General features: G+C 41.2%; 19 protein-coding genes and 1 riboswitch. Of the genes, 15 read left to right on the forward strand and 4 right to left on the reverse strand.

The window, feature by feature from the left end:
• Nucleotides 1-175 precede the first annotated feature (175 nt).
• The 3 genes from fba (at nt 176) to BUF11_RS09320 (ending at nt 4,220) form a co-directional block, all read left to right on the forward strand.
• Nucleotides 176-1,039 carry a class II fructose-1,6-bisphosphate aldolase gene (gene fba / locus BUF11_RS09310; protein WP_073588572.1) on the forward strand — a complete coding sequence of 288 codons (864 nt, stop codon included), beginning with the start codon at nt 176-178 and terminating at the stop codon, nt 1,037-1,039.
• A gap of 355 nt (nt 1,040-1,394) precedes the next feature.
• A complete protein-coding gene (locus BUF11_RS09315; RefSeq protein ID WP_073588573.1) occupies nt 1,395-2,417 on the forward strand; it encodes a glycoside hydrolase family 130 protein in 1,023 nt (340 codons plus the stop codon).
• An 87-nt stretch (nt 2,418-2,504) separates the two neighbouring features.
• The gene (locus BUF11_RS09320) at nt 2,505-4,220 is read left to right on the forward strand and encodes a phospho-sugar mutase (RefSeq protein ID WP_073588574.1); all 1,716 of its coding nucleotides are present in this window, start codon (nt 2,505-2,507) and stop codon (nt 4,218-4,220) included.
• A gap of 95 nt (nt 4,221-4,315) precedes the next feature.
• Here BUF11_RS09320 and BUF11_RS09325 read toward each other — a convergent pair whose 3' ends face one another.
• The 4 genes from BUF11_RS09325 to BUF11_RS09340 all read right to left on the reverse strand — a co-directional run bounded on the left by BUF11_RS09325 (nt 4,316) and on the right by BUF11_RS09340 (nt 8,120).
• Nucleotides 4,316-5,275: an SPFH domain-containing protein gene (locus BUF11_RS09325; protein ID WP_073588575.1), complete on the reverse strand. Its 960-nt coding sequence runs from the start codon at nt 5,273-5,275 to the stop codon at nt 4,316-4,318.
• Nucleotides 5,276-5,318: 43 nt separating this feature from the next.
• Nucleotides 5,319-6,233 (reverse strand): TPM domain-containing protein, encoded by a 915-nt coding sequence (locus BUF11_RS09330; protein ID WP_073588576.1) that lies wholly within the window; start codon nt 6,231-6,233, stop codon nt 5,319-5,321.
• Nucleotides 6,230-7,306 (reverse strand): hypothetical protein, encoded by a 1,077-nt coding sequence (locus BUF11_RS09335; RefSeq protein ID WP_073588577.1) that lies wholly within the window; start codon nt 7,304-7,306, stop codon nt 6,230-6,232. The genes BUF11_RS09330 and BUF11_RS09335 overlap by 4 nt, the downstream gene beginning before the upstream one ends.
• Before the next feature lie 139 nt (nt 7,307-7,445).
• Nucleotides 7,446-8,120, reverse strand: a complete 675-nt coding sequence (locus tag BUF11_RS09340) for a PspA/IM30 family protein (protein WP_073588578.1) — start codon at nt 8,118-8,120, stop codon at nt 7,446-7,448.
• Nucleotides 8,121-8,437: 317 nt separating this feature from the next.
• Between BUF11_RS09340 and BUF11_RS09345 the strand changes: the two genes are divergently transcribed.
• From BUF11_RS09345 to rpsS, 12 genes are all read left to right on the forward strand, one after another.
• A complete protein-coding gene (locus BUF11_RS09345) occupies nt 8,438-9,481 on the forward strand; it encodes a LacI family DNA-binding transcriptional regulator (protein ID WP_073588579.1) in 1,044 nt (347 codons plus the stop codon).
• A gap of 285 nt (nt 9,482-9,766) precedes the next feature.
• On the forward strand, nt 9,767-10,654 hold the full coding sequence (locus tag BUF11_RS09350) for a class I SAM-dependent methyltransferase (RefSeq protein WP_073588580.1): 888 nt from the start codon (nt 9,767-9,769) through the stop codon (nt 10,652-10,654).
• Nucleotides 10,655-10,730: 76 nt separating this feature from the next.
• Nucleotides 10,731-13,814, forward strand: a complete 3,084-nt coding sequence (locus BUF11_RS09355; RefSeq protein ID WP_073588581.1) for an ATP-binding protein — start codon at nt 10,731-10,733, stop codon at nt 13,812-13,814.
• 53 nt (nt 13,815-13,867) lie between these two features.
• Nucleotides 13,868-14,989: a response regulator gene (locus tag BUF11_RS09360; protein ID WP_073588582.1), complete on the forward strand. Its 1,122-nt coding sequence runs from the start codon at nt 13,868-13,870 to the stop codon at nt 14,987-14,989.
• Nucleotides 14,990-15,171: 182 nt separating this feature from the next.
• Nucleotides 15,172-19,956, forward strand: a complete 4,785-nt coding sequence (locus BUF11_RS09365) for a collagen binding domain-containing protein (protein WP_175562028.1) — start codon at nt 15,172-15,174, stop codon at nt 19,954-19,956.
• 319 nt (nt 19,957-20,275) lie between these two features.
• Nucleotides 20,276-20,364: riboswitch (cyclic di-GMP riboswitch) on the forward strand.
• Nucleotides 20,365-20,378: 14 nt separating this feature from the next.
• Nucleotides 20,379-21,200 (forward strand): transglutaminase-like domain-containing protein, encoded by an 822-nt coding sequence (locus tag BUF11_RS09370; protein ID WP_084558572.1) that lies wholly within the window; start codon nt 20,379-20,381, stop codon nt 21,198-21,200.
• A 470-nt stretch (nt 21,201-21,670) separates the two neighbouring features.
• Nucleotides 21,671-21,988, forward strand: a complete 318-nt coding sequence (gene rpsJ / locus BUF11_RS09375; RefSeq protein WP_073588811.1) for a 30S ribosomal protein S10 — start codon at nt 21,671-21,673, stop codon at nt 21,986-21,988.
• Nucleotides 21,989-22,131: 143 nt separating this feature from the next.
• Nucleotides 22,132-22,764: a 50S ribosomal protein L3 gene (gene rplC / locus BUF11_RS09380; protein WP_073588584.1), complete on the forward strand. Its 633-nt coding sequence runs from the start codon at nt 22,132-22,134 to the stop codon at nt 22,762-22,764.
• A gap of 27 nt (nt 22,765-22,791) precedes the next feature.
• Complete coding sequence (gene rplD, locus BUF11_RS09385; RefSeq protein WP_073588585.1) at nt 22,792-23,412, forward strand: 50S ribosomal protein L4; 621 nt, start codon at nt 22,792-22,794, stop codon at nt 23,410-23,412.
• Nucleotides 23,412-23,711: a 50S ribosomal protein L23 gene (gene rplW, locus BUF11_RS09390; protein ID WP_073588586.1), complete on the forward strand. Its 300-nt coding sequence runs from the start codon at nt 23,412-23,414 to the stop codon at nt 23,709-23,711. The genes rplD and rplW overlap by 1 nt, the downstream gene beginning before the upstream one ends.
• A gap of 72 nt (nt 23,712-23,783) precedes the next feature.
• The gene (gene rplB / locus BUF11_RS09395) at nt 23,784-24,626 is read left to right on the forward strand and encodes a 50S ribosomal protein L2 (RefSeq protein ID WP_073588587.1); all 843 of its coding nucleotides are present in this window, start codon (nt 23,784-23,786) and stop codon (nt 24,624-24,626) included.
• Nucleotides 24,627-24,643: 17 nt separating this feature from the next.
• Entirely contained in the window at nt 24,644-24,922 is a 279-nt protein-coding gene (gene rpsS, locus BUF11_RS09400; RefSeq protein ID WP_073588588.1) for a 30S ribosomal protein S19, read from the forward strand.

The raw sequence follows: 24,922 nt of genomic DNA on the forward strand, positions 1-24,922 counted from the left end.
TTATAACACAAACATACATTCGAATAAAGAGTATTTTGCAGGAAACATTATTGATAAAAAAATAACAGAATATGAGCAACATGGAAAATTATATTTTCTTTTTCCTATAAATGAGGTATAATAGCTAGAGGTTCTATTTTAGCAAACAATATTTGAACAAAATGGAGGTATGAATATGCTAGTATCAGCAAAAGATATGCTTAATAAAGCAAAGGCCGGACATTATGCAGTAGGCCAGTTCAATATTAACAACCTTGAGTGGACAAAGGCAGTCCTTTTGACAGCTCAGGAATTAAATTCCCCTGTAATCCTTGGAGTATCAGAAGGCGCCGGAAAATATATGTGCGGTTATAAAACCGTTGCAAGCATGGTAACAGCCATGATTGACGAATTAAAGATTACTGTTCCTGTTGCACTTCACTTAGATCACGGCAGCTATGAAGGTTCTTTCAAATGCATCGAAGCCGGATTTTCTTCCATCATGTTTGATGGTTCCCATTATCCTATCGAAGAAAACATCGAAAAGACAAGAGAATTAGTTAAAATCTGCGGAGAAAAGGGACTTTCCCTGGAAGCAGAAGTAGGCTCCATCGGCGGAGAAGAAGATGGTGTTGTTGGTGCCGGTGAAGTTGCAGATCCTAATGAGTGCAAGTCTATTGCAGATCTTGGAGTAACAATGCTTGCTGCCGGTATCGGTAATATCCACGGAAAATATCCTGCTAACTGGCCCGGACTTCGCTTTGATGCATTGGATTCCATCCAGGCTTTAACTGGTGATATGCCTTTAGTTCTTCATGGCGGTACAGGAATTCCGGAAGATATGATAAAGAAAGCAATCTCTCTTGGTGTAGCTAAGATTAATGTTAACACAGAGTGCCAGCTTTCCTTTGCAGCAGCTACCCGTAAATACATTGAGGAAGGCAAAGACCTTTCCGGCAAAGGCTTCGATCCCCGTAAACTGTTAGCTCCCGGCTTTGAAGCTATTAAAGCAACTGTAAAAGAGAAGATGGAGCTTTTTGGTTCCGTAGGAAAAGCTTAATTAAAAATGATTCTGTAATTTAGGAAGCCGGTAAAAATGATCATGGATCATTTTTACCGGCTTTTTTGTTTTTACTGCCTAACTCCTTATCTCATAAAAATACTATTAATCGGTCTCTGGATAAATAGTAGCTGCATATTGGCAAGTGCAAAGTGAACACATTTGCTAATAAATGCACATTAAATGAAATATAAAAATAAGAAATATGAAATATAAATGCACATAATATTGACAGAATAGAGCAAATAATCTATAATAACCATAGCGATAAGAAAATTAATGCGAAAACAGATTATATTTGAGAAGCTGCAACATGATGCATTATTGTGCATTTTAAGTGAAAAGGAGATTTTATATGGATAAGGTTAGGATGCTGGCAGAAAGTCAGCCCAATATTCCCTGGCAGGAAAAACCGGCAAATGAGGCAGGACCTGTATGGAGGTATTCCGAAAACCCGATTATAGGAAGGAATCCGCTAAAAGGAGTTGCCAGAATATTTAACAGTGCAGTTGTGCCTTATGAAGGCAAATTTATCGGAGTGTTCCGAGGTGAACAGAAGAACGGCGTACCGCATTTGTATTTGGGACACAGTGAGGATGGTATCCACTGGACTTATAATGAAGAGAAGATTCCCTTTGTCAATGAAAAGGGAGAGCCATACATGCCAAGATATGCATATGATCCCAGGCTGATAAAGGTAGAAGATACATATTATATTATCTGGTGTACGGACTTTTACGGTGCTGCTTTAGGACTTGCAAAAACTACCGATTTTAGGACCTTTGTAAGGCTTGATAACCCATTCCTGCCCTTTAATAGAAATGGTGTGTTTTTCCCCAGAAAGATTAACGGAAACTTTATGCTCTTATCCCGTCCAAGCGACAGCGGACATACACCCTTTGGTGATATCTTCTTAAGTGAAAGCCCGGATTTGGTATATTGGGGCAAGCATAAACATGTTATGACCAAGGGAAACGGTCAATGGTGGCAGACTCTTAAGATAGGAGGAGGAGCAGCGCCTATCGAAACCACAGAAGGATGGCTTTTATTCTACCATGGGGTTGCAGGAACCTGTAACGGCTATGTATACAGTATGGGAGCGGCAATTCTCGATGCAGAGAATCCCTCTATCGTGAAATACCGTTCTGAAAATTTCATTTTGACGCCGGAGGAATGGTATGAAGAAAGGGGCTTTGTGGCCAATGTTGTATTCCCCTGTGCTACTTTGCATGATGCGGAAACAGGAAGAATTGCTATCTACTACGGTGCGGCAGACAGCTATGTAGGACTTGCATTCACAACACTGGATGAGATTGTCCGCTACATCAAGGAGCATAACGTAAAGATAGGAGACGATGATACCATCGGAATAATCTGATCTGTTTCGCGATAAAATCCATTGCAAGTTCATTGAAAATTCAGTACAATAAGGATGATAAAAAAGTGATGGAAGGAGACTAAGACAGTGGACTATTTGGAGAAATATAAGCAATGGATAACCGGAGAATATTTTGATGAGGATACTAAAAAAGAGCTCCTTGCCCTGCAAGGCAACGATAATGAAATCAAGGATCGTTTTTATAAAGACCTGGAATTTGGTACGGGAGGGCTAAGAGGAGTATTAGGAGCGGGAAACAACCGTATGAATCTCTATACGGTAAGAAAAGCAACCCAGGGGCTTGCTAATTACATCGTGAAACAGGGCGGTGAAAAGAAGGGCGTAGCCATAGCCTATGATTCCAGAAGAATGTCGCCGGAATTTGCAAAGGATGCCGCTCTTTGCCTCAATGCAAATGGAATTAAGGCTTATGTATTCGAATCCTTAAGGCCAACGCCGGAACTTTCTTTTTCAGTAAGAGAACTTGGATGCATAGCCGGCATTGTAATTACGGCAAGCCATAATCCGCCGGAATATAACGGATACAAGGTATACTGGGAGGATGGCGCTCAGATAACATACCCCAAGGATGTAGAAATAATAGGCGAAGTAAATGCCATAACCGAATATTCTGCCGTTGAGACAATGGATATGGAGGATGCAGTAGAAAGAGGACTGTACCATACCATTGGCAAAGAAATAGATGACAGGTACATAGAGGAGCTTAAAAAGCTTGTTATAAATCCCATAGCAGATGAATGCAAGGATATGAAGATTGTCTATACGCCTCTTCATGGAACAGGCAACCTTCCGGTTAGAAGAATTTTAAAGGAATTAGGCTTTACGAATGTATATGTTGTAAAAGAACAAGAGCTTCCTGACGGCAATTTCCCTACGGTTGGATATCCCAATCCGGAGGACCCGAAGGTATTTACCCTCGCTAAGAAATTAGCAGATGAAGTTGGTGCCGATTTAATCCTTGCAACTGACCCGGATGCTGACAGGCTTGGTGTACAGGTGAGGGGAGAAGACGGAGAGTTCAGGCTTTTTACGGGAAATATGTCAGGAGCATTGATTGCAGAGTATGTTTTCTCACAGAAGGCTGCCCATCATACTCTCCCTGAAAACGCGGCTCTTATCAAGACGATTGTAACCGGAAATATATCGGACAGAATCGCAGCTTATTACGGTGCAGCACTCATTGAGGTGTTAACCGGCTTTAAATATATCGGAGAGCAGATTAAGCTCTTTGAGGAAAACGGTTCCCACGAATATGTATTTGGTTTTGAAGAGAGCTATGGCTGTCTTGTAGGCACACATGCCAGGGATAAGGATGCGGTTGTTGCTGTTATGGCTTTGTGTGAGGCGGCGGCTTTTTACAGGACACAGGGTATCACACTTTATGAGCAGATGAACCGTGTATTTGAGAAGTACGGATATTTTAAAGAAGACCTGGTTTCTGTTACCTTAAAGGGTATCGAAGGTATGGAGAAGATTAAGGAAATCATGGGAAATTACCGCAAGAATCCTCCTTTGACAGCAGGCGGTCTTAAGGTATTAAAATTCAGGGATTATGAAAAAGATACCATCACGGATCTGCTGACAAAAGAAGTAACACCTACAGGGCTTCCAAAGTCCGATGTACTTTACTTTGAGCTGGAAGAAGATGCATGGTGTGCTGTAAGACCTTCCGGTACCGAACCCAAAATAAAGTTCTATTTCGGCATAAAGGGAACAAGCCTTTTGGACGCGGAAGAAAAGTTAGACAAGCTGGTACATGACCCGGTATTTGCAGTGGGCTGAAAATAAAAGTAAGGCAGAGGAACAATTCACTTTATTACAGGAATTGTTCCTCTGCCTGTTATTCTAAGCTGGAAAGTAAGTCTTCTGCCGCATAATTATAGCTTATTTCCGCAATTAGGACAAAAGTTCGCACTGGTAGTTTTTTGACCGCAGTTAGGGCAGAAGTTGGGTTTTGCACCATTATTTGAAGGAGTTCCCTGGTTCGTGCCGGCGTTATTCATCCTGTCAATCACTTGGCTGGCCATATTTGCACCCATCATCATGCCTGCCATATCGGATGCCAGACTGTTGCCGCCCTGCTTGCCGGAAAGAAGTCCGTCCGTCATGGCTACCTGCTGGTAACGGTTAAGATCACCGACCATTCCATAGGAGGCATTCTTATTTATCATTGCCTGAACCTCCTCCGGATAGGTAAAGCTCATTATCTGAAAGCCCGTTATGCTAAGTCCGGTATCGAACAGCTGCATATCAAGATCTGTCTTGATACCGGTTGCGATGTCATAGGAATTGGCCTGGAGGTTAAACATATCCTTTCCTTCTTTTGCAATCCATTTCATAAGAAGCTGGTCTAAGATTGCGGTAATACGAAGCTTTACATCCTCTACGAGGTAGCTTTCCTTAACGCCGGCAATCTTATCAATCAGCTTGATATAATCCTTTACCTTAAACTGAAAAGTGCCGTTAGAGCGGATAGGAAGCCCGCCGGGAAGAGAAGGGGCAGGAATATTAATGGCATTTTTTGTTCCCCATTTCACGGTGAATTCCTTTGTATTGATAAATAAGACCTCTGCACGCATGCCGCTGTTAAAGCCGAATCTAAAACCGCTTAAAGTGGAAAGAAAGGGAATAATCTGGGATTCGATATCGTAATCCCCCTCGTCCTGAAAAACTCCTTCTACCTTGCCGTTAAATAAAAATATGGCGTCCTGCCCGGGCCGGATAATAAGTCTACTGCCTTTTTTAATTTCCCGGTTGCTCCATTTCCAAAATATCATGTCTTCTCTGAATTCTTCCCATTCCACTACATTGGATAATTGATCTTTAAAGAAACCCATCGTTCGTTTTCCTTTCCGTGTTGTAATATTTTATAAACTTATATCAAAAGTCCCTGCTGCCCCCGCTGTGGGAGTGGCCGCCGCTTGAAACGCCGCCTCCGCCGCTGCTTCTTGGACCATCGTCACTTTGTGGCGTAGGCTTTTTCACTCTTGTTGTTGTGGTGCGAAGGTAATCGTCGCTGCTTTCTAAGATGCCGGAATTGCTGCCATCCATATAATCCTTTCCCTGTACGGTCATTCTGCCGCCGGAGTTAAAGGCCATTACTGCGACGGACACAGCGCCGATGACAAGAGCAATACCCAGTTGGACCAAGGTATTGTAGAAAGGACTTTCCTTCTCTTCCCCGTAGTAGTTGCTGGGACCGTCATAGGAGGATTCACCATAGTAATTACCGGAATCAGGGTCATTGGAAGCGGGGGCTTCCTTTACTCCCTCGCTCTCATTCATATAATAAGCAGATTCCTTGGCGAATTCCACAAAGGCCTTTTTGTATTTCTTCTCCTTCAAAAAAGGAGAGAGGTCATCTAATATATGTTCGATGCGGTCATTATTTACGTAATATTCTGCCTTTCCGTAGCCGTGAATAGTAACATTGCGTCTGTCTTCACCTATATAGACCAGCATCATTACGGTACTGCCGAATTTCTCATCATAGCCGAAGCCCTTTTCATCGTAGAAATCTTCCAAATAGTCGATAGCGGCTTTGCCTCCCAGATTATTTGAAGTAATCATAATAATATCGGCCTGTGCTTCTTCACGGTACTTAAGGCAGGCATCCGTCAGTTCATTTACGTCTTCCTCCGAGAAAAGACCGTAATTGTCATATACATACTGCTTATCATCTTCCGCGGAAGCATTTACGGAAAGAGGATATCTTCCGAAGAAAAAGAGGCCTGCAAGAACTGCAAAGAACAGAATAAAAGCCGACAGTGCGGATTTTCTGTAAACTGTTTTCATAGAATAGGACCTCCTGACAAGATTGCAATAATCTTTATAATAAGAAAGGCGGCAGCACTGATACCGGTAAACCAGGCAGCAATCTTGCCTGCGCTTAAGGGAGGTTTTCCTACGATTTTGCCGGTCTGTCCGTTCATGGCAAAAGTATGCTCGGATTGCTTATAATCATAACATACCATCCAGACGGGAAACAAGGCATATTCTGCTTTTAACTTCCGGATATTAATGTCTTTGAAATGATAGGCAGTGGTGGCATATCCATATATTGTCTGACTGATATAGTTGTCTACATACTGCTGCACTCTGGATTCCACACGGTGAAACAGGTCGTTATCATTATAATTATACTTTTCTGCCAGATAGCCTGCAAGGTATGGCATCTGAAACCCCTTTAAATCCTGGTAATGGTATGGTTCCAGTTTATCCATCATTTTGTCATCCATTTTCTCGGAAGCATCGGTGGGAACCTTTAAATAATTCAGGCTGACTTTTCGGTGTACATCAAAATAATCGGTTTCCGTATAGATGTAATCGCCTCTTTCATAACTTCTGACTTTGGTACAGGTTGCGTTGGCAGTCCCCAGACCGTTAAGGTCATACAGCCAGAAAGGAACATAAATGCCGGTTATACTCTTGATCCGGCTAGCACTCATAAAACCCTTTGGAGTCAGACGCCCTTTCTTGCACCATTTTTTAAAGGCGTCCTGTGCCTGCGCTTTGTTAATAGAAAAGGGAATTACCAGAGATGGAGCAAAGCTTCCCGAAAGGCGGTCTGAAAGTACGACAGCGGCACCGCAGAAGCTGCAGGTAGTGGCGGTGGTATCCTTATCAGTTATCAGCACCGCACCGCAGTTATTGCATTGATATTCGTTTACCTCCTCCTGATGGTTATGAGCTTCTCCGCTTTCTTCCTGATTGTTCTTATATGTGTGGCTTTCCTTCCCGTTTGCCCGGCTGCTGTCCATCTCTTCGATGTTCATATTTTTACCGCAGCTGTCACAATGCAGTGTTCCCGTAGTACTGTCAAACGCCATATCAGCGCCGCAGTCCGGGCATTTATATTGCACTACCATATGTTACCTCCCACCATGCTCATTTCCACTATTATAATATAAAGTTTCTTCCTGTACAAAAGAAAACTGCATACGAAAACAGCGGCATAAAGCCGCTATTTCGACGGATAGTTTATTTGTTTATCCAGATTTGATTCATTTACTTGTTAAGGCTTGCTTTTAAGGCGGCCAATTCATCCTCTACCCCGGCACCCTGGTTGTATTTTTTGGTGAGATCCTTTATGGAAGAATCCGGGCTGGAAGAGTTAAGTTCAGCCATGGCATTTGCTTTATCAAGGGCTTTATCGGCCATTTCTTCGTATTTTGAGAAGCTTGCAATGGAATCATTTGCACTTGCAAAGGAAGAGTTCATCTTATTCATGCGTTCCTGGGTTTTAGCAACAGCAAGCTTGCCCTTAATCATATCTTTTCTGGATTCCAGCTCGTTAATGTCAGAAACCAGTTTATCATGCATTTCTCTCATGCGGACTGCATTGGTATGGGAGAGGTCGTAAGCCTCCTGCAAGCCGTTTAATTTAGAAGTTAAAGAAGCTTTTTGCTCAAGGAATTTTCTTGCGTCATCTTCATTACCTGCTTCCAGGGCCTTTACTGCATAAGACTGCATCTTTTCGATTTCTTCTTTGCAATCATCCAGTACACGTTTTGCCCGCTGTTCCTCTGCCATAATGGCAGCGGTTTCGGCCTTTACCTTGCCTAAATCACTGGTCAGGTTTCTTAAACACTGATCTATCATCTTTTCGGGATCCTCTGCTTTATCCAAAAGAGCATTAATGTTACTGGACATAATGTCCTTAAATCTTGTTAAAATACCCATGAAAAATCCTCCGTTCATTTAATTTCCAGTTATTGTTTTCAACATAAGTTTATCTTTTTCCTGTTCTATAGTCAAGTTAAAATATGGTTAAAATCCTAATGGGAAGATTAGAAAGATTAATTTCTTAATCTGTTAAATACAGATTGACAGGATTCATGCACTGTTGTAAATTATTTATGTAAGATAGATGCAAGTCTGATTGTGAACATTTTGTTAACTTATTGTGCATTTTTGTTGTCTGGAATGATACATAAGCAGATTTGATGTAATAGATATCCTGGCTAGGAAGCAGATTACGTTAATAGGGAGGCAAGCAATTGAAAAAGATTACAATACAGGATGTGGCGAAGGAATTGAATCTGTCCCGCAATACTGTGGCAAAGGCATTAAATAACAGTGATACGGTAGCGTATGAAACGCGGTATGTAGTAATTAAGAAAGCTTATGAAATGGGATATTCCAAATTGTCTCCCCTTGTACTAAATGAATATAAAATAAAAGACAAGTTAGAAAAGTTAAGGACGGTTGTCGTATTTGCAAGAAGGGAACTGTCTACCTTTTGGAACCGTATTATTATGGGAATATCAGATGAGCTGAATAAAAACAACTGCAAACTGCAGCTTAATTTTATCAGCGAAGAAGATGAGGCAAAACATATTGCACCTCTTGACGTAGACACAGATATGAGCGGTATTATCATATTAAATGTATTCCACAAAGAGTTTCTTGAACTGATATTAAAAAAGGATGTTCCGGTGGTATTTTTAGATGGGCCCAGTGATGTTTTTGATATATCTTCCATGGGGGACATTGTTCTGTTTGAAGGCTTTCATACCACGAAAAAAATAACGGAACATTTGTTAAGCCAGGGAAACAAAAAGATTGCTTTTATTGGAGATACCAGCTATTGCAGGACAATCATGGACCGCTATGAGGGATACAGGGCTGCGCTTTTATGCTATGGAATCGAACCGGAGGAGCAGTATCTTATTACCCGCCATGTGGAACACAAATACTATAAACAGGAAGAAGTACATACAGAACTTGAGAAACTGAAAGAGCTTCCGGAAGCCATTGTATGTGCCAATGATGATATTGCCAAGGATGTTATGCTGTGGCTTAAGAGGAGAGGGATTAAGGTCCCGGAGGAGGTCGCGGTAACGGGTTTCGACGATAAAGAAGAAGTAGAGCTGCTTTCTCCCGCATTGACAACCGCTCACATCGGTAATCAGAGAATGGGGCGCAGGCTTGTACAGCAGCTTATCTGGCGAATTGATAATATGGACCTTCCCAAAGAGATAATAACCATCAATACAGAGACCATAATAAGGGAATCCTCTGTGCGGCAGGGAAACTCCTGACATTAGAATCAACAGGAATAAGACTGATTTTACATTGTTTAAAGATGATATCAAAAGCAAATTCCAAGATATTTAGCCTGTAACAGGCAGGTGTAACAGTTGAATATCTTGGAATTTTTGCGCTGTAATGGTATCTGTAAATAAAGTTTTCGGTATTTAAGCAACATTCCCATGTAAATTACTTGAAAAACTTCTGGAAGTATAGTAGATTTGTTGTATCACAGAACAAAGGGAAAATATCGTGTGCAGTTTACACTGTAAAAAGAAAGAGAGAAAGATAAAGATATGTGGCTTGCGGATAAATGGAAGGATTATGAGGTAATAGATACTTCAAACGGAGAAAAATTAGAGCGCTGGGGAGAGTATATTCTGGTCAGGCCGGACCCACAGGTGCTTTGGGATACAAAGCAAACAGATGCCAGGTGGAAGAAGCCAAACGGACATTACCATCGCAGCAGCAAAGGCGGCGGGGAATGGGAATTCTTCGATTTGCCGAAGGAATGGAATGTTACCTACAGGGATATGGTATTTCACTTACAGCCATTTAACTTTAAGCATACGGGATTATTTCCGGAGCAGGCTGCTAATTGGGACTGGTTTTACGATATTATCAAAAAGGATAAAGAGAAAAATCCACAGAAAGAAGTTAAGGTATTAAATCTTTTTGCTTATACGGGCGGAGCCACCATTGCTGCTGCAAAGGCAGGTGCAAGCGTGACTCATGTAGATGCCTCCAAGGGAATGGTAACATGGGCGAAGGAGAATGCTGCTCTTTCGGGTTTGTCGGAAGCACCTATACGCTATATTGTAGATGACTGCGTAAAGTTCGTAGAGAGGGAAATACGCAGAGGAAATCTGTATGATGCCATTATAATGGATCCTCCATCCTACGGAAGAGGTCCTAAGGGTGAGACGTGGAAGATTGAAGAAAACATTCATTCCTTTGTAAAACTGTGTACTGGCGCATTAAAAGAAAATCCGTTGTTTTTCCTGATAAATTCCTATACCACAGGCCTGCAGCCGGCGGTACTTTCTTATTTGCTGGGGCTTGAAATACAGAGCAGATTTGGAGGAGCCGTAAAGGCAGAGGAAATAGGGATTCCGGTAACATCAAATAATCTGGTTCTTCCCTGCGGAGCATCAGGGCGTTGGAGCAGCAGCCAGATTATATAGGAAAGCATATTCAAAATAACAACAGCGGTCAGAAGATTTGGAAAACTTGTGTCAGAAGATGGAATGAGAGGGCTGGATGAAAAGAAGGAGAAGAACGGCAGTTATTATCTGCATTGTAATCTTGGCAGCCAATATACTGGGGCTGATTCACTTGAATAATTCACCTAATAAAAATCTCATATCTGCTAAGGATGGGGTACTTTCCCTGGCAGGTTGGGATTTTTATAAACAAGAGACGGTAAAAATTGGAGGAACATGGGAATTCTATCCTGGAAAGCTGATTATTCCGAAACAAGACGAAGATATATTTAAAGAATACACCCGATTAAGAAAATTTGTAGAGGTGCCCAAGGATTGGAGAAACTATGCGGGTTATAGTTTGCATTCTTATGATTCCGGTACCTTCCGGCTGCGGTTAGAGGTACCGGAAGATGGAAGTTACGGAATCAGATCCGAGGATATAAAATGTGGGCTGGCCGTGTATATAAATGGCACGAAAGTGTGCGGAAACGGGCAGTCAACAGACCAGGCGAAAGAGTTTACTACTGATAGAAAAGGGCTCTTAGGAATTGGTGGTTCTTCTGGAAATGAGCTGGAATTAGTAATACAGATAGAAGGCTATTCCGGTGAGATAGGAGGAATATTACACTATATAGAGTTTGGAACTGCCGATGGAATACTTAAGCACAGAGATGCAGACCGGGCCATGGAAGTTTTTGTAGTCTCCTGCTGTATGGTTGTTGGATTCTGTCTGGCAGGCTCTTCTTTGTGGAAGAAAGGTTCAAGAAGTCTCCTTTACTTTGGATTTTTTTTAATCTTGCAGGGTATTTACATATCAACCATCGGCGAGAAGCTGATACGGGATATATTCCCTCTGCCGAAAGATATTCTGCTCTTTTTCGAATTCCAGATATATGTTATGTATTTATCGTTCTTTTGCATTCTTCTTTTAATTAATTATTTATTTAAAGAATATGCAATAAAGAAAGTTGTTGTTTTCTTGGGTATTATTTTGCTTTTAGTGGGGCCGTATTTTAACTGGGTACCTTATGGCTCTGTGCTTAATATGGGAATTTCTCTTTACCAGCATAAGGTGATAATAGTTGTGATTATTGCTGGTACCCTCTTTTATATCATAAGTATCCTGTGCAGGGCATTTTTAAAAGGAGTGGATTATGCCGGATATATAATTGTTTTAAGTACGGTATTTTTCTGCTATTTAAGCGCTTTGGGACTTAGTTTTTTATTTGATATCAGTGTGGGAAAAGTACCAACCATCATGATGCTGGCTATGATTCTGATGCAAATTACTTTTATGTATTACCGTTCAAGACTGGCATTTCGAAAAGTAGACCAGTTATCCTCACAGTTACTGGCTTATGACCATATGAAAGACAAATTTCTGGCAAAGACCTCATTAGAATTGCAAAAACCCACTAACAGTATTATTGACCTGTCCGAAACCCTGCTAAAGGGTGAAAAGGGGCCTCTAAGCTTTTATCAGCAGCAAAATATTATGCAGGTTAACAGGGAGGGAAAGAATGTCTTTAGTATCCTGGAAGAGATGCTGGAGGCATCCGGTGAAAATCAGGATATAAAAATCCAGATAGAAGACATTGACGGCGAGATGCTTAAAAGTATCATAACAGATCTTGAATATCTGGTTTATGATAGAAAGAATCTGAAAATCCTTAAGAATATCCCAGGCGATTTTCCGGGAATAAAGAGTGACAAGAGAAAATTAAGACAGATCATGTACCACCTGATGCATAATGCGGTTAAGTTTACGGAAGCAGGAGAAATCGCCATATCGGCAGAAGTACACGGAAATGAAGCCTTTATATCTGTAAGAGATACCGGAACAGGAATTCCCAAATCCCAGAGAGAGATTATTTTTATTCCTTTTTATCAGGGGAAAAAACAAGGGACGGGTGAGGCGGAAGGATTTGGATTGGGCCTTGGAATAACGAAGAATCTTGTAGAACTGATGGGCGGAAGAATATGGCTGGTATCAGAGCAGGGGAAAGGGTCCCGGTTTACGTTCAGTATGCCTTTGGCCAAAACAAAGGGCAAAGAAGAACTTAAGGTACCTTTACTTTTAGAAAAACCGGAATATACCGGCCTAAGAGAAGAGAAAGAACCGGAATATGTCAGATTTGATGGGTCAAAGAATGAGACAATACTAATAGCATTAAGAGAAGAGAGGCTTCTAAGAGAATTATTGCGTTTGAACCAGGAAGAAAAATATACGCTTATCGTTTTTGACTCTTATGATAAAGTGCCCGAATTCGTACGGGAGGAAAAGATTGATTTAATAATCCTTGATTTGAGTATGGATAATGTAAAGGGTTATGAAACCTGTCAGAGAATCAGAGAGCATTATACGATGGCTGAACTTCCTGTCATTATCTTAACGGAAGGCTGGCAGGCAAAGGAATTGCAAAAGTCAGTTCAGACAGGAATAAATGACTTTATGAAAATACCTTTTTCCTGGGAAGAGCTGAAGGTTCGTATCGAAACCCTGCTCTTAGTAAAGAATTCTGCGAAGGAAGCAATAAATCAGGAACATAAGAAACTGCATGCGCAGATTATGCCGCATTTTTTGTACAATACCTTAAACACCATTATCGGGCTAAGCTATAAGGATGCAGAGCAGGCTTGTGAGGCGCTGCAGCACCTATCGACTTATTTTCGCGCTAAATTGGACTTTAACAGCTATAATTCCTTTGTTTCTATTGAGAGAGAAGTAGAGCTGATGAAAGCATACTTATCCATTGAGAAAATGCGCTATCAGGAACGCTTAGAGATTATTTATGATCTGGATGAAACCCTTGATTTTGAATTGCCGGCGCTGACTTTGCAGCCTTTGGTAGAGAATGCCGTACAGCATGGGATTTTGGATCGGGATAAAAAGATTGTGGTAGAGATAGCCATTAAGCGGGCGGAAGAGAATGGAGTTGTAATACAGATTAAAGATAATGGAATGGGGATATCAAAAGTGAAACAGGAAGAGCTTTTAGCAGAGAAAAATCATCGGATTGGGTTTTCGAATGTTTTAAAGAAGATAAGATTAATGAAAAATTCGGATTTGACGTTGGAAAGTGAAGAAGGTAAGGGAACTTGTATCACGATTAATTTGAGGAACATACCATTACAATAGGAAAGCATGATTTTATAAAGAGTGTTGATTAAGAAGCGGTTAGGGTGGAAGTTATGAGGGTATTGTTGGTAGATGATGAAGAAATAGCATTGGAAGTTCTCGAAAGAATGTTAAAGAAAATAGGAGACATCCAGATTTTGGGCAAATACACGGATCCGGAAAAAGCATTAGCCAGACTTAAGACAGAAGGGGCAGATGCTGTATTTTTAGACCTTGAGATGGGAGGGCGGCATGGTTTACAATTCGCCCAGGAATTGCTCTGTATGGATTCCTCTCCAGGGGTTATATTTGTTACCGCTTATTCGCAGTATGCTGTGGATGCTTTTGAAGTGGATGCTGTGGATTACCTGTTAAAACCGGTAACAATGACCAGGCTGGAGAGAGCAGTTCAAAAGATAGAGGAAAGACAGAGACTGAAGCGGATTCAAAAAGTCCAGTCAAATGGAAATAAAACTAATATATGGATTCATTCTTTGGGGGCATTTCAAATGTTCACGGAAGAAGAGGCTTTAGTTCCAATGCGGTGGCGTACAAAAAAGGGGAAAGAAATGTTTTGCTACCTTTGGCTGAATAAGGAGAAGCCCGTAAATAAGTACCGCATACTGGAAGAATTGTGGCCGGAGGTAGCTTTGGATAAAGGCACAGCTCTTTTGCATACAACGGTATATCAGTTAAGAAAGGTCATAAAAGAATTGCAGATTGAGGATGGATTGCAGTACATAAATGACCAGTATGTCTTGAACTTGCCAATTAAGAGTGATTTGGATGAATTAAAGGACCTATTGGAGGAGACTAATCCTGCTCCTGAACAGATGAAAAGAATATTAGAACTTTATGAAGGGGATTTGTTCGAGCTGGATGAGTACAATTGGTGTATTTATGAACGGCAGAGCTTAAAAAACACCTATTTAAGCTGCCTTCAAAAATATGCAGAAAAAAACAGGAAAGAATTTCAAAATGAAATAGTCGAAAAATGTATGCAAAAAATGTTTAAGATGGATATCTACAATGAAAGATATGTTATTATGCTGATAAATTATTATGCCGACACGGGTAATACGAAGGAGATGATGGAGGCATATAAATATTATTGCAAGGTTTTATGGGAGGACTTAGGGATTGTACCATCAAGGAAAGTTATTGAATTATATCGGAAATATATCAAAAAAGAATAAAGTTTCTTAGAATTTTACTCCTTTTGTTTAGAATTTGTTCAGTGGGCCCGGATATAATGAATATACGGATAAATAGAAAGCATCCGCCTGCATCTGAAAAAGATACCGGACAGAGAGTATTTATATGGGATGCAGCGTTTCACAAATGCCTGACTAAATTTAACATATATAAGGAGGAAGAGATGAATATAAGTAAAAAAATAAAGAGCAGTATAAGCAAGATGCTGGTTTTCGTCTTGCTTTTGTCGCTCTGTGGAGGCTCATTGCCGGGAACACTGGCATATGCAGCAGGGGAACCCAGGCAGCTTTCACCGGAAGAGGCCTATATCACCTCGGTGGCGCTAAAGGTTAACGGGGTGGAAATAAACTCAGGAAACGTGAATCAGGACCCCATAGGGCAGGACTCTACGGTGGATTTATTCATTAACTGGAAATTGGCAAATACAAATCCTATCAATGAAGGGGATTACATGGAAGTAGACTTTCCGGTTCAGTATTTTGATGGGCTTAATGAAGCTGTCAACGGAAATTTGAATTCCAGCCAGGGAGATATAGGAACTTACAGTTTTTCGGATGACGGGAAGCTAAGGCTGACTTTTAAAGCAACGGTACAGCTTGACATTGAGGGTACGGTAATATTATCACAAGTACCATTTAAGATTCCTGCCAGCGGAAGCAACCCTGTAGAGATTACCTTTCCTGTTTCAGGAAGTGCCATAACATATGTAAAGTTTCAGCCGAAGAATATTAGCGATACCCTGACCAAGAAAGGAGCTGCAAACGCAAATCTGAATGCATCTTACATAGATTGGGAAGTGGACCTGAATCAGAAACTGGAACATATTACAAATGCCATGGTAGAAGACAGCATACCGGAGAATCTTACATTGGAGGAAAGCTCTCTTGAAGTTTATAAACTGGAAGTGGGCCTGGACGGTGCTAAAATAGTGACAGGTTCTGCTATAACCGGTATTACAAACACGGGTTCAGGCGGTGAATTAAAAATAGCACTGGGAGAGATTGACGGTGCTTACCGCATTAAGTACAGAACCACCATTGATCCGGCAGGTATAGGGCAGACCTCCTTTACCAATGAGGTGAAATTAAGCGGACAGAAGCCAGGCGCTCCGGAAGGCTTCCTTGAGAAAAAGTCTGCCACTGTATCCACGCCAAGAGGAGCAGTTCTTAAAAAGGGCGTGGAACTTGATAGGTCATACAACCCCAATAGTATAAACTGGACGGTTTATGTGAACTTAAGTGAGACAACAATAAACAAGGCAATTATAAAGGATACCCTTCCGGCCGGGCTTGAACTGCCTGGAAGTGTTAAGATTACTCCGATTAAGTACAATGGCAGTGGATGGGTAGATGACGGAGGAGCCCTTAGCGCAGCAGAATACACAGCGGAGATTGATGCTAATCCTATAAAAATAACGTTTAATAATCAAATCAACAGAGCATATAAGCTGGAGTATACCACCGATATTACGAATAGAACCAAGACCAGCTTTACCAATTCGGCCGATATCTATGATACCAGCGAAACTACACCCTTGAACCAAAAACCTGAAACTGCAAAAGCAGATATAACAAGGGGAGTTTATTTAACAAAGCTGGGTGATGACAGTCATATTGATTATGAAGACAAATACATTGACTGGACCGTTGACATTAATAAGAGAGAAGAGAGCATCAATGCTCCTAAATTAACGGATAAAATTGGAGACGGATTGGGAATACCAACTGATTTCAAGATAGTTAAATTAGGTATAGGTCCTAATGGCGAAGAAACACCCGGAGAAGATGTAACAAGTAATTTTATTTCTGGTAAATATACTTATGATCCTGCAGCCAAATCTTATACCATAGACTTTGGCCCCCAAATTACGGGAGCGTACCGCATCACTTACCGAACGGGAATAGAGGATGTTAACCAGGGCTCCTATACCAATAAGGCAACCCTTAGCGGAACTGTTGGCGGAGTGGGAATCGGCACAGGAACCGGTACAGACTGGAACGGACGTGATGTTACAAAAACCCCGACCATTAAAAACACCGTAGGAAAAGTAAATACGGGTATAGACTATGCGAATAAGACCCTTTCATGGGGAATAACCATTGACCCCAAGAAAGAACCCATGAAGAGTTTGGTTATAACGGATACTTTCCAGACTGTGTTTACCTCCGGCAAGATAGTGGAGGGAGGACAGAAACTGAAATCCGGCACTGTTGTGGTAAAACGAGACGGTACTCCTTTGGAAGAGGGATCCGGTAAGGACTATACTCTTTCGGTGAATTCAGATGAGGGCGGGTTTGTAATAACGTTCCTTAAGGATGTACAAGGGGCGGTATACACAATAAATTACCAGACACGGTTTGACCGCGAATGGTCTGAACAGGATGGTTTATTACTAAAGCAATACCAAAATACGGCTGCCAGTAAATGGACGGAAGACAGCAAGGGAGATGTAACCCCTCTTCCGATTGTCGTGAAGAAAGATATTAAAGATTCTGCCGCCCATAATGGAGCTAAGAATGGTACTGTAATTTTAAATGGTACCGGCAGAGCAGCCAGAGAAATTGACTGGACAGTGGATGTGAATTACCTGTCGGAAAATTTGAAGAATTTTGTGGTGACAGATAATGGATGGGATACCACCCAGCTGAAATTAAAAACTGACTCCGTAAAAATATATAACTGTACTACAGATGCAAATGGAAATGTTATTAGGGGTTCTGAAGTGACCAATCTTACAGCTGCCGGAATCCAAGTGACCAAAGGTGACGGAGGCTTTATCATCAATTTTGGAACTGTAACTTCTCCTTACCGTATTAGTTATACCACAGAGCTGCTCAACCAGTCACAGGGTATGTATACGAACACGGCAGCAGTCACAGGTATCAGAAATGGAAGCAATGAGCCGGTATCGGACACTCTGACAAAAACGGTTACCTTCCCGGATAATAAGCAAGATGTATTTCTTACAAAGGAGGGTAAACAAAGAGACGGCAATAAGCCTTATATAGACTGGACAATACAGTTTAACACCAGTTTATCCCTGATTCGGGATGCAGTTCTTACGGATACTCTGTCAGCAGGCCATAATTATGTCTATGGCAGCATTAAGGTGGAGAAACGTATTCCTGCAGGATACTTAGAAGTTATACCCGGCGGTACCACCTATAGTGTGAATATAACAGAGGATCCGGTTACCAAGGTTCAGTCTTTCCGCCTTGAGTTTGCAGGGGAAATCAACAATGAATATAAGATAACTTATGCGACAAAAATATCGGATAATGTTGTCAATAACGCATCCTTAAGCAACCGGATAGAATTCGCCGGAAATGGAGTTACGACTAGTAATAATAGTAAAGATAATGATATAACTGTCAAGAAAATATCCTCTGGCGGAACTGCTACCGGAGAAATCGGTGAATTCACCATCACAAAAGTGGATGCATCGGATAGTGGGATAAAACTTCAGGGCGCAAAGTTCCAGCTTTTAAAGTTAAATCATGACGTTATATATGATTCCCTGGTAACAGGAGAGGATGGAACCGTTACGGTTCTGATTAACAGGGCAGGAATTATAGACGGAGATTATTATCTGAAAGAAATAACAGCTCCGAATGGTTATCAGCTTCCGGATTCCAGTGATTCCTCAAACTGGATACCGGTGACACTGAATACATCTAAATTCAATGCTGTTACCGTTACAAACCAGAAGCTTAGGAAGATTCAGATAATTAAAAAAGATGCCGATGGAACTACTCCTCTTGAAGGTGCTGAATTTAAAATCACAGGCCCGGGATTAAGCGGAGTATCCTATCAGACAGATAGCAGCGGCAGGATAATGATTGGTAACCTGGTATTTGGTACTTATACTATAGAAGAATTAACGCCTCCTGGTGGATATCAGCTGCCAGATGATAATATCATGACAGTTACATTGAATGCCAGCTCAAGCCAAGTTACAGACGTTACCTGTGTCAATGAGAAGCTCCGTAAACTTGTAATTAAAAAGACGGATAAGGCTACTTCAACCGAGAAGCTTTCCGGAGCAGAATTTGAGGTGAAGGATTCCAAAGGTACCGTGGTTGCTCATCTTACCACGGATAGTAATGGAACGGCTTCAGTTGATAACTTAAAATTTGACACCTATACAGTGACAGAAGTGAAAGCTCCCACGGGATATGTAATAGGTGCACCGATTCCTGTTAAAATTGATAACACGAAGATGGAATTTGAAGTTACGGTAAAGAATGAAAAAGTAACTGCTACTCCAAGTGCAGAGCCAAGCCAAGAGCCCACTAATACACCGGCAAGCCCTACACCAACAGTACCCACCAATACACCGGCAAGCCCTACACCAACAGTACCCACCAATACACCGGCAAGCCCCACACCAACAGTACCCACTAATACGCCGGCAAGTCCCACACCTACGGTATCTGTAAGTCCTACCCCGGTTCCAACGAAAGCGCCCACTGGAACTCCCATACCGACTCCAAGCAGCAAGCCGACATTGACGCCTACTCCGGAACCAATTGTTGAAATCACTCCGGAGAATACACCGAAGGGCGGAAAGGTACCGGTACCGGAGGGCTCCACTACATCCCCGGGAAAGGAACCTGATAACGGCAAAGTAACAGTGGATAAGGATGGAAATTGGATTTATACACCGGACCCCGGATTCACAGGCAAGGACGAATTTACAGTAACAGTAACGCATCCCGACGGTACAACAGAAGAAATACCGATTCATATTGATGTGGATAAAGTTCCGCTGGGCAATGGTCCTAAGGATTCTGATAAGACCGGTTCCGGAGACAAGGGAAAAGGTCCCCATATACCTAAGACTGGTGAAAATATCCCCATTGGTATTCTTCCGATTGCACTAACCGGTATGGCAGCAGGAGTAATTGCAGTTACCGGCAGAAAGAAGAAGATGGGAAACAGCAAATAAAATAGGAAGGCTGCAGACTGTCTGCTATCTTACAAGAGCAAGTTCTCTTGCAGGATAGGGGATGGCTCCGCAGCTTTTTTAGAAAGGAATGCTTGTTTGTGTAAAATGAAGAAAAATAAGATAAATATTTGTTGAAATGTACTATTCACAAATGGAATAATATATGATATGTTGTTCTTATAAAAGAAAGTTAGTGAATTAAGAAGATAATGATTATCAATATCGAGTATTTGAGTTATGGTATTGCAATTAATAAATTATCTGAAGACTGACGGATGTAACTTCATAACCTTCTATAATATATATTTTCGGTGCTTTCCACCGATAAAGGCAAAACCAGTGAAAGCTGGTGACGCAAAGCTATAGGGTCTTCCCCAGAGATAAATGGGATGACAGCCAGTTACCGAAAGGAGGGTATTTTTATGTACAATTCTTTAAAAAGATTGGTTATCATAATCTTAGCAGCAGTGTTGTTTGTAAGCGTTCCGGAAACTTCTTCGATAGCTGCGGCCGCAGAATCTGATAGCTTTTTAGATGAAAGTGAGTTAGCCAACGGAATCATAACGGTTGATTATCCTGTAAAAGAATCGGATGCCTATGTGGTAAGAACCATAAAAGAAGATTCTATTTACGTATATAATTATAGCGACGGAATTAGAATTCCTCTGCAGGGAGGAAAAGGAACCTATAAAGTTCAGCTTCTGGCACCGGTTGGCGGGCAGAATTATACACTGAAAGCGGAACAGACCGTTGAATACAAAAATGAAGATTCCAAGAATCTGTATTTGCAGAGTAATATAATCGTAAATTGGGATTCTGCTAAGAAGACTGTAAAGAAAGCGGAAGAGCTTACGGCAGACAGTACTACGGATACGGAGAAAGTTCTTGCAATATATAACTACATAGTAAAAAACATAAAATATGATTATAAAAAGGCAGCTACAGTACAAAACTTATACTTCTCAAATGCAGATGGCACTTTGGAGAAGAAAACAGGAATTTGCTATGACTATTCCGTATTATTTGCATCCATGCTAAGAAGTGTTGGAGTACCTGCAAAGGTTACAATGGGAACTTCAAAGGATATCACAGGATATCATGCATGGAATCAGGTTTATATAAAGGAAACTGACAAATGGATAACGGTTGATACCACGGCGGATGCAGGGCAGAGCATAAGTAAGAACACATTGAGTGCCATATCGAAGAAGATTTCCCGGTATTCAACTGAAAAGCAGTATTAAGCAAATTATTAATTTAAATTGTTATAGGAAGAAAGAGTATTAGCGTATAGGATATCCCCTAACGTTAATACTCTTTTATAATTTACATCCTTTCTGTGTACAGGGTTCATAATATGGAATATGAGCTATGATATAAAATAATAAAAAAAATTAAAAAATCTTCTTGCATTATTGATTTTCCTATAGTATAATTAGTACTGCTGTGACATTGATAGCGTAGAAGCGTGAGGTTGCTACATAAATATGTAGGTTTTCCGTGGAGCGAATGTCAAGTTATGAAACTGGCGACAAGTCACTGTACAAATAAAAATTCTGCAAAGAATATCTGGCAGATGAGTGTGAGTACCCTAAGGCTCTGGCTTCCTGATATGGAGGCGCGCGTGGGCTTTAAAGACGGGACACACACGGCCGAGTGTACAGTCACCGCTTGTCGTACTGCTATTAAGTGCGAAAAGGAGGCGACTTTTTTTATGGCAAGTCAAGTAATGAGGATTACATTGAAAGCGTATGACCATCAGTTAATCGATCAGTCAGCTGCGAAAATCATCGAGACTGTAAAAAAGACAGGATCAAAGGTGAGCGGACCTGTACCCCTACCTACTAAGAAAGAAATAGTTACAATTCTTAGAGCGGTACACAAATATAAGGATTCCAGAGAGCAGTTTGAGCAGAGAACCCACAAGAGATTGATCGATATCATCACACCCACACAGAAGACGGTAGATTCTTTATCCAGACTGGAAATGCCTGCCGGTGTGTACATCGACATCAAGATGAAGACAAAATAATCATCGAAAGCAAGTAAAGACAAAATCCTTTAGGGTTTATATATAGGGTAAGGTTCTACAAGAGAACCTGCACCAAGGTAGACCATCTAGGATGATTGCGTGTAATGCGTAATCCGCTGTAGATTAAACAGGAGGTGCAAGTAATGAAGAAAGCAATTTTAACAACGAAAGTCGGAATGACTCAGATTTTCAATGAAAACGGAAGCTTGATTCCGGTAACTGTATTACAGGCAGGACCTTGCGTTGTAACACAGGTTAAAACAATTGAAAATGACGGATACACAGCTGTTCAGGTAGGTTATGGCGATATCCGCGAAGTATTGGTTAATAAACCGAGAAAAGGACACTTTGCAAAAGCAAAAGTTGCCAACAAAAAATATCTTAAAGAGTTCAAGTTTGATAATACCTCTGATTATACAGTAGGACAAGAAATCAAGGCTGACATCTTTGCAGAAGGTGACAGAGTTGATGCTACTGCAAAATCAAAGGGTAAGGGATTCCAGGGCGCAATCAAGAGATACGGACAGTCCAGAGGACCTATGGCTCACGGTTCCAAATTCCACAGACATGCAGGTTCCAACGGTGCTGCTACAACACCCGGACGTGTATTTAAGGGAAAACACATGCCTGGCCATATGGGTCATGTAAAGGTAACGGTTCAGAATCTGGAAGTTGTAAGAATTGATGCTGAAAAAAACATTATTTTAGTTAAAGGTGCCGTTCCCGGACCTAAGAAATCTTTAGTAATGTTAAAGAATACTGTAAAAGCAAACTAGAAGCTTTGAGAAAGGAGGACGACACAGATGGCAAACGTATCTGTTTATAATATGGAAGGCAAAGAAGTTGGTTCTATCGAACTTAACGATGCTGTCTTCGGAGTAGAAGTTAACGATCATTTAGTTCATATGGCAGTTGTTTTACAGCTTGCTAATAAACGTCAGGGTACACAGAGCGCCAAGACACGTGCAGAAGTAAGCGGCGGCGGAAGAAAACCCTGGAGACAGAAGGGAACCGGTCACGCAAGACAGGGTTCAACAAGATCTCCTCAGTGGAAGGGCGGCGGAATTGTATTTGCTCCCAAGCCGAGAGATTATTCATTCAAGATGAACAAGAAAGAGAAGCAGATTGCTCTTAAGTCTGCCTTGACTTCCAGAGTGGAAGAAAAGAAGATTTTCGTATTGGATGAATTAAAGTTAAGCGAAGTTAAAACAAAGAACTTTGTAAAAGTTCTTGATAATTTAAAAGTAAACAAGGCACTTGTGGTTACAGGGGAAAAGGATGAGAATGTAATCCTTTCCGCAAGAAACATCCCCACTGTGCTTACAGCGTTTCCTGGAACTATCAATGTATTTGATATCTTAAAGTATGATACACTGGTACTCACCAAGGATGCGGTAGCAAAAATTGAGGAGGTGTACGCATAATGGCTGATTTAAAATTTTATGATGTGATTTTAAAACCAATCGTAACAGAAAAAAGTATGAACTCTATGGCTGACAAGAAGTACACTTTCTCTGTTCATCCCAATGCTACAAAGAATCAGATCAAAGAAGCAGTTGAGAAGATGTTTGCCGGAGCCAAGGTTGTAAGTGTTAATACTATGAACCTGGACGGAAAAAACCGCAGACGTGGAAATACAGCAGGAAAGACTTCTAAAGTTAAGAAAGCAATTGTTAAACTGACTGCTGACAGCCCTGAAATTGAGATTTTCTCCGGACTGTAAAATCAAGTAACAAACTATGGTGTTTATTCGCCGATAACGGAATAAAATAATTGCTCGAAAGGAGTGCAAAAGATGGGAATCAAAAAGTTTAACCCATATACACCTTCCAGAAGAAATATGACCTCATCCGATTTTTCAGAAATTACAACATCCACACCTGAAAAATCCTTAGTTGTTTCCTTAAACAAGAATGCAGGACGTAACAATCAAGGAAAGATTACAGTAAGACACCAGGGCGGCGGCTCTAGAAGAAAATATAGATTAATAGATTTCAAGAGAAGAAAAGACGGAGTACCTGCAAAGGTCCTGACAATCGAATATGATCCCAACAGAACAGCAAATATCGCATTAATCTGCTATGCAGACGGTGAGAAGGCCTATATCCTTGCTCCTAACGGATTACAGGTAGGAACTACACTGATGAATGGTGAAACTGCAGAAGTAAGAGTAGGAAATTGCTTACCTCTTCAGAATATTCCTGTTGGTACACAGATCCACAACATTGAATTATATCCTGGAAAAGGCGGCCAGTTAGTTCGTTCTGCAGGTAATGCAGCACAGTTAATGGCGAAAGAAGGAAAGTACGCAACACTTCGTCTTCCATCCGGTGAAATGAGATTAGTTCCTATCATCTGCCGCGCTACCATTGGACAGGTGGGCAACATTGACCACGAATTAATAAACATCGGTAAAGCCGGCCGTAAGCGTCACATGGGTATCAGACCTACAGTCCGCGGTTCCGTTATGAATCCTAACGACCATCCTCACGGTGGTGGTGAAGGTAAGACTGGTATCGGCCGTTCAGGTCCTGTTACACCTTGGGGTAAACCTGCTCTTGGTTTAAAGACCAGAAAAACCAACAAAGCGTCTAACAAGATGATTGTAAGAAGAAGAGACGGTAAAACTGTTAAATAATTAAGGAGGTTAAACCTATGGCTCGTTCATTAAAAAAAGGACCGTTCGCTGATGAGCATCTGCTTAAAAAGATAGATGCTATGAATAAAGCAGGTGACAAATCTGTAATCAAGACATGGTCACGTCGTTCTACGATTTTCCCTCAGATGGTTATGCACACCATTGCTGTACATGATGGCAGAAGACATGTGCCTGTATATGTTACAGAAGACATGGTTGGCCACAAGTTAGGTGAATTTGTTGCAACCAGAACCTACAGAGGACATGGAAAAGACGAAAAGAAGACGAAGAGATAA

Source organism: Anaerocolumna xylanovorans DSM 12503 (assembly GCF_900143645.1).
GTDB lineage: Bacteria > Bacillota > Clostridia > Lachnospirales > Lachnospiraceae > Anaerocolumna > Anaerocolumna xylanovorans.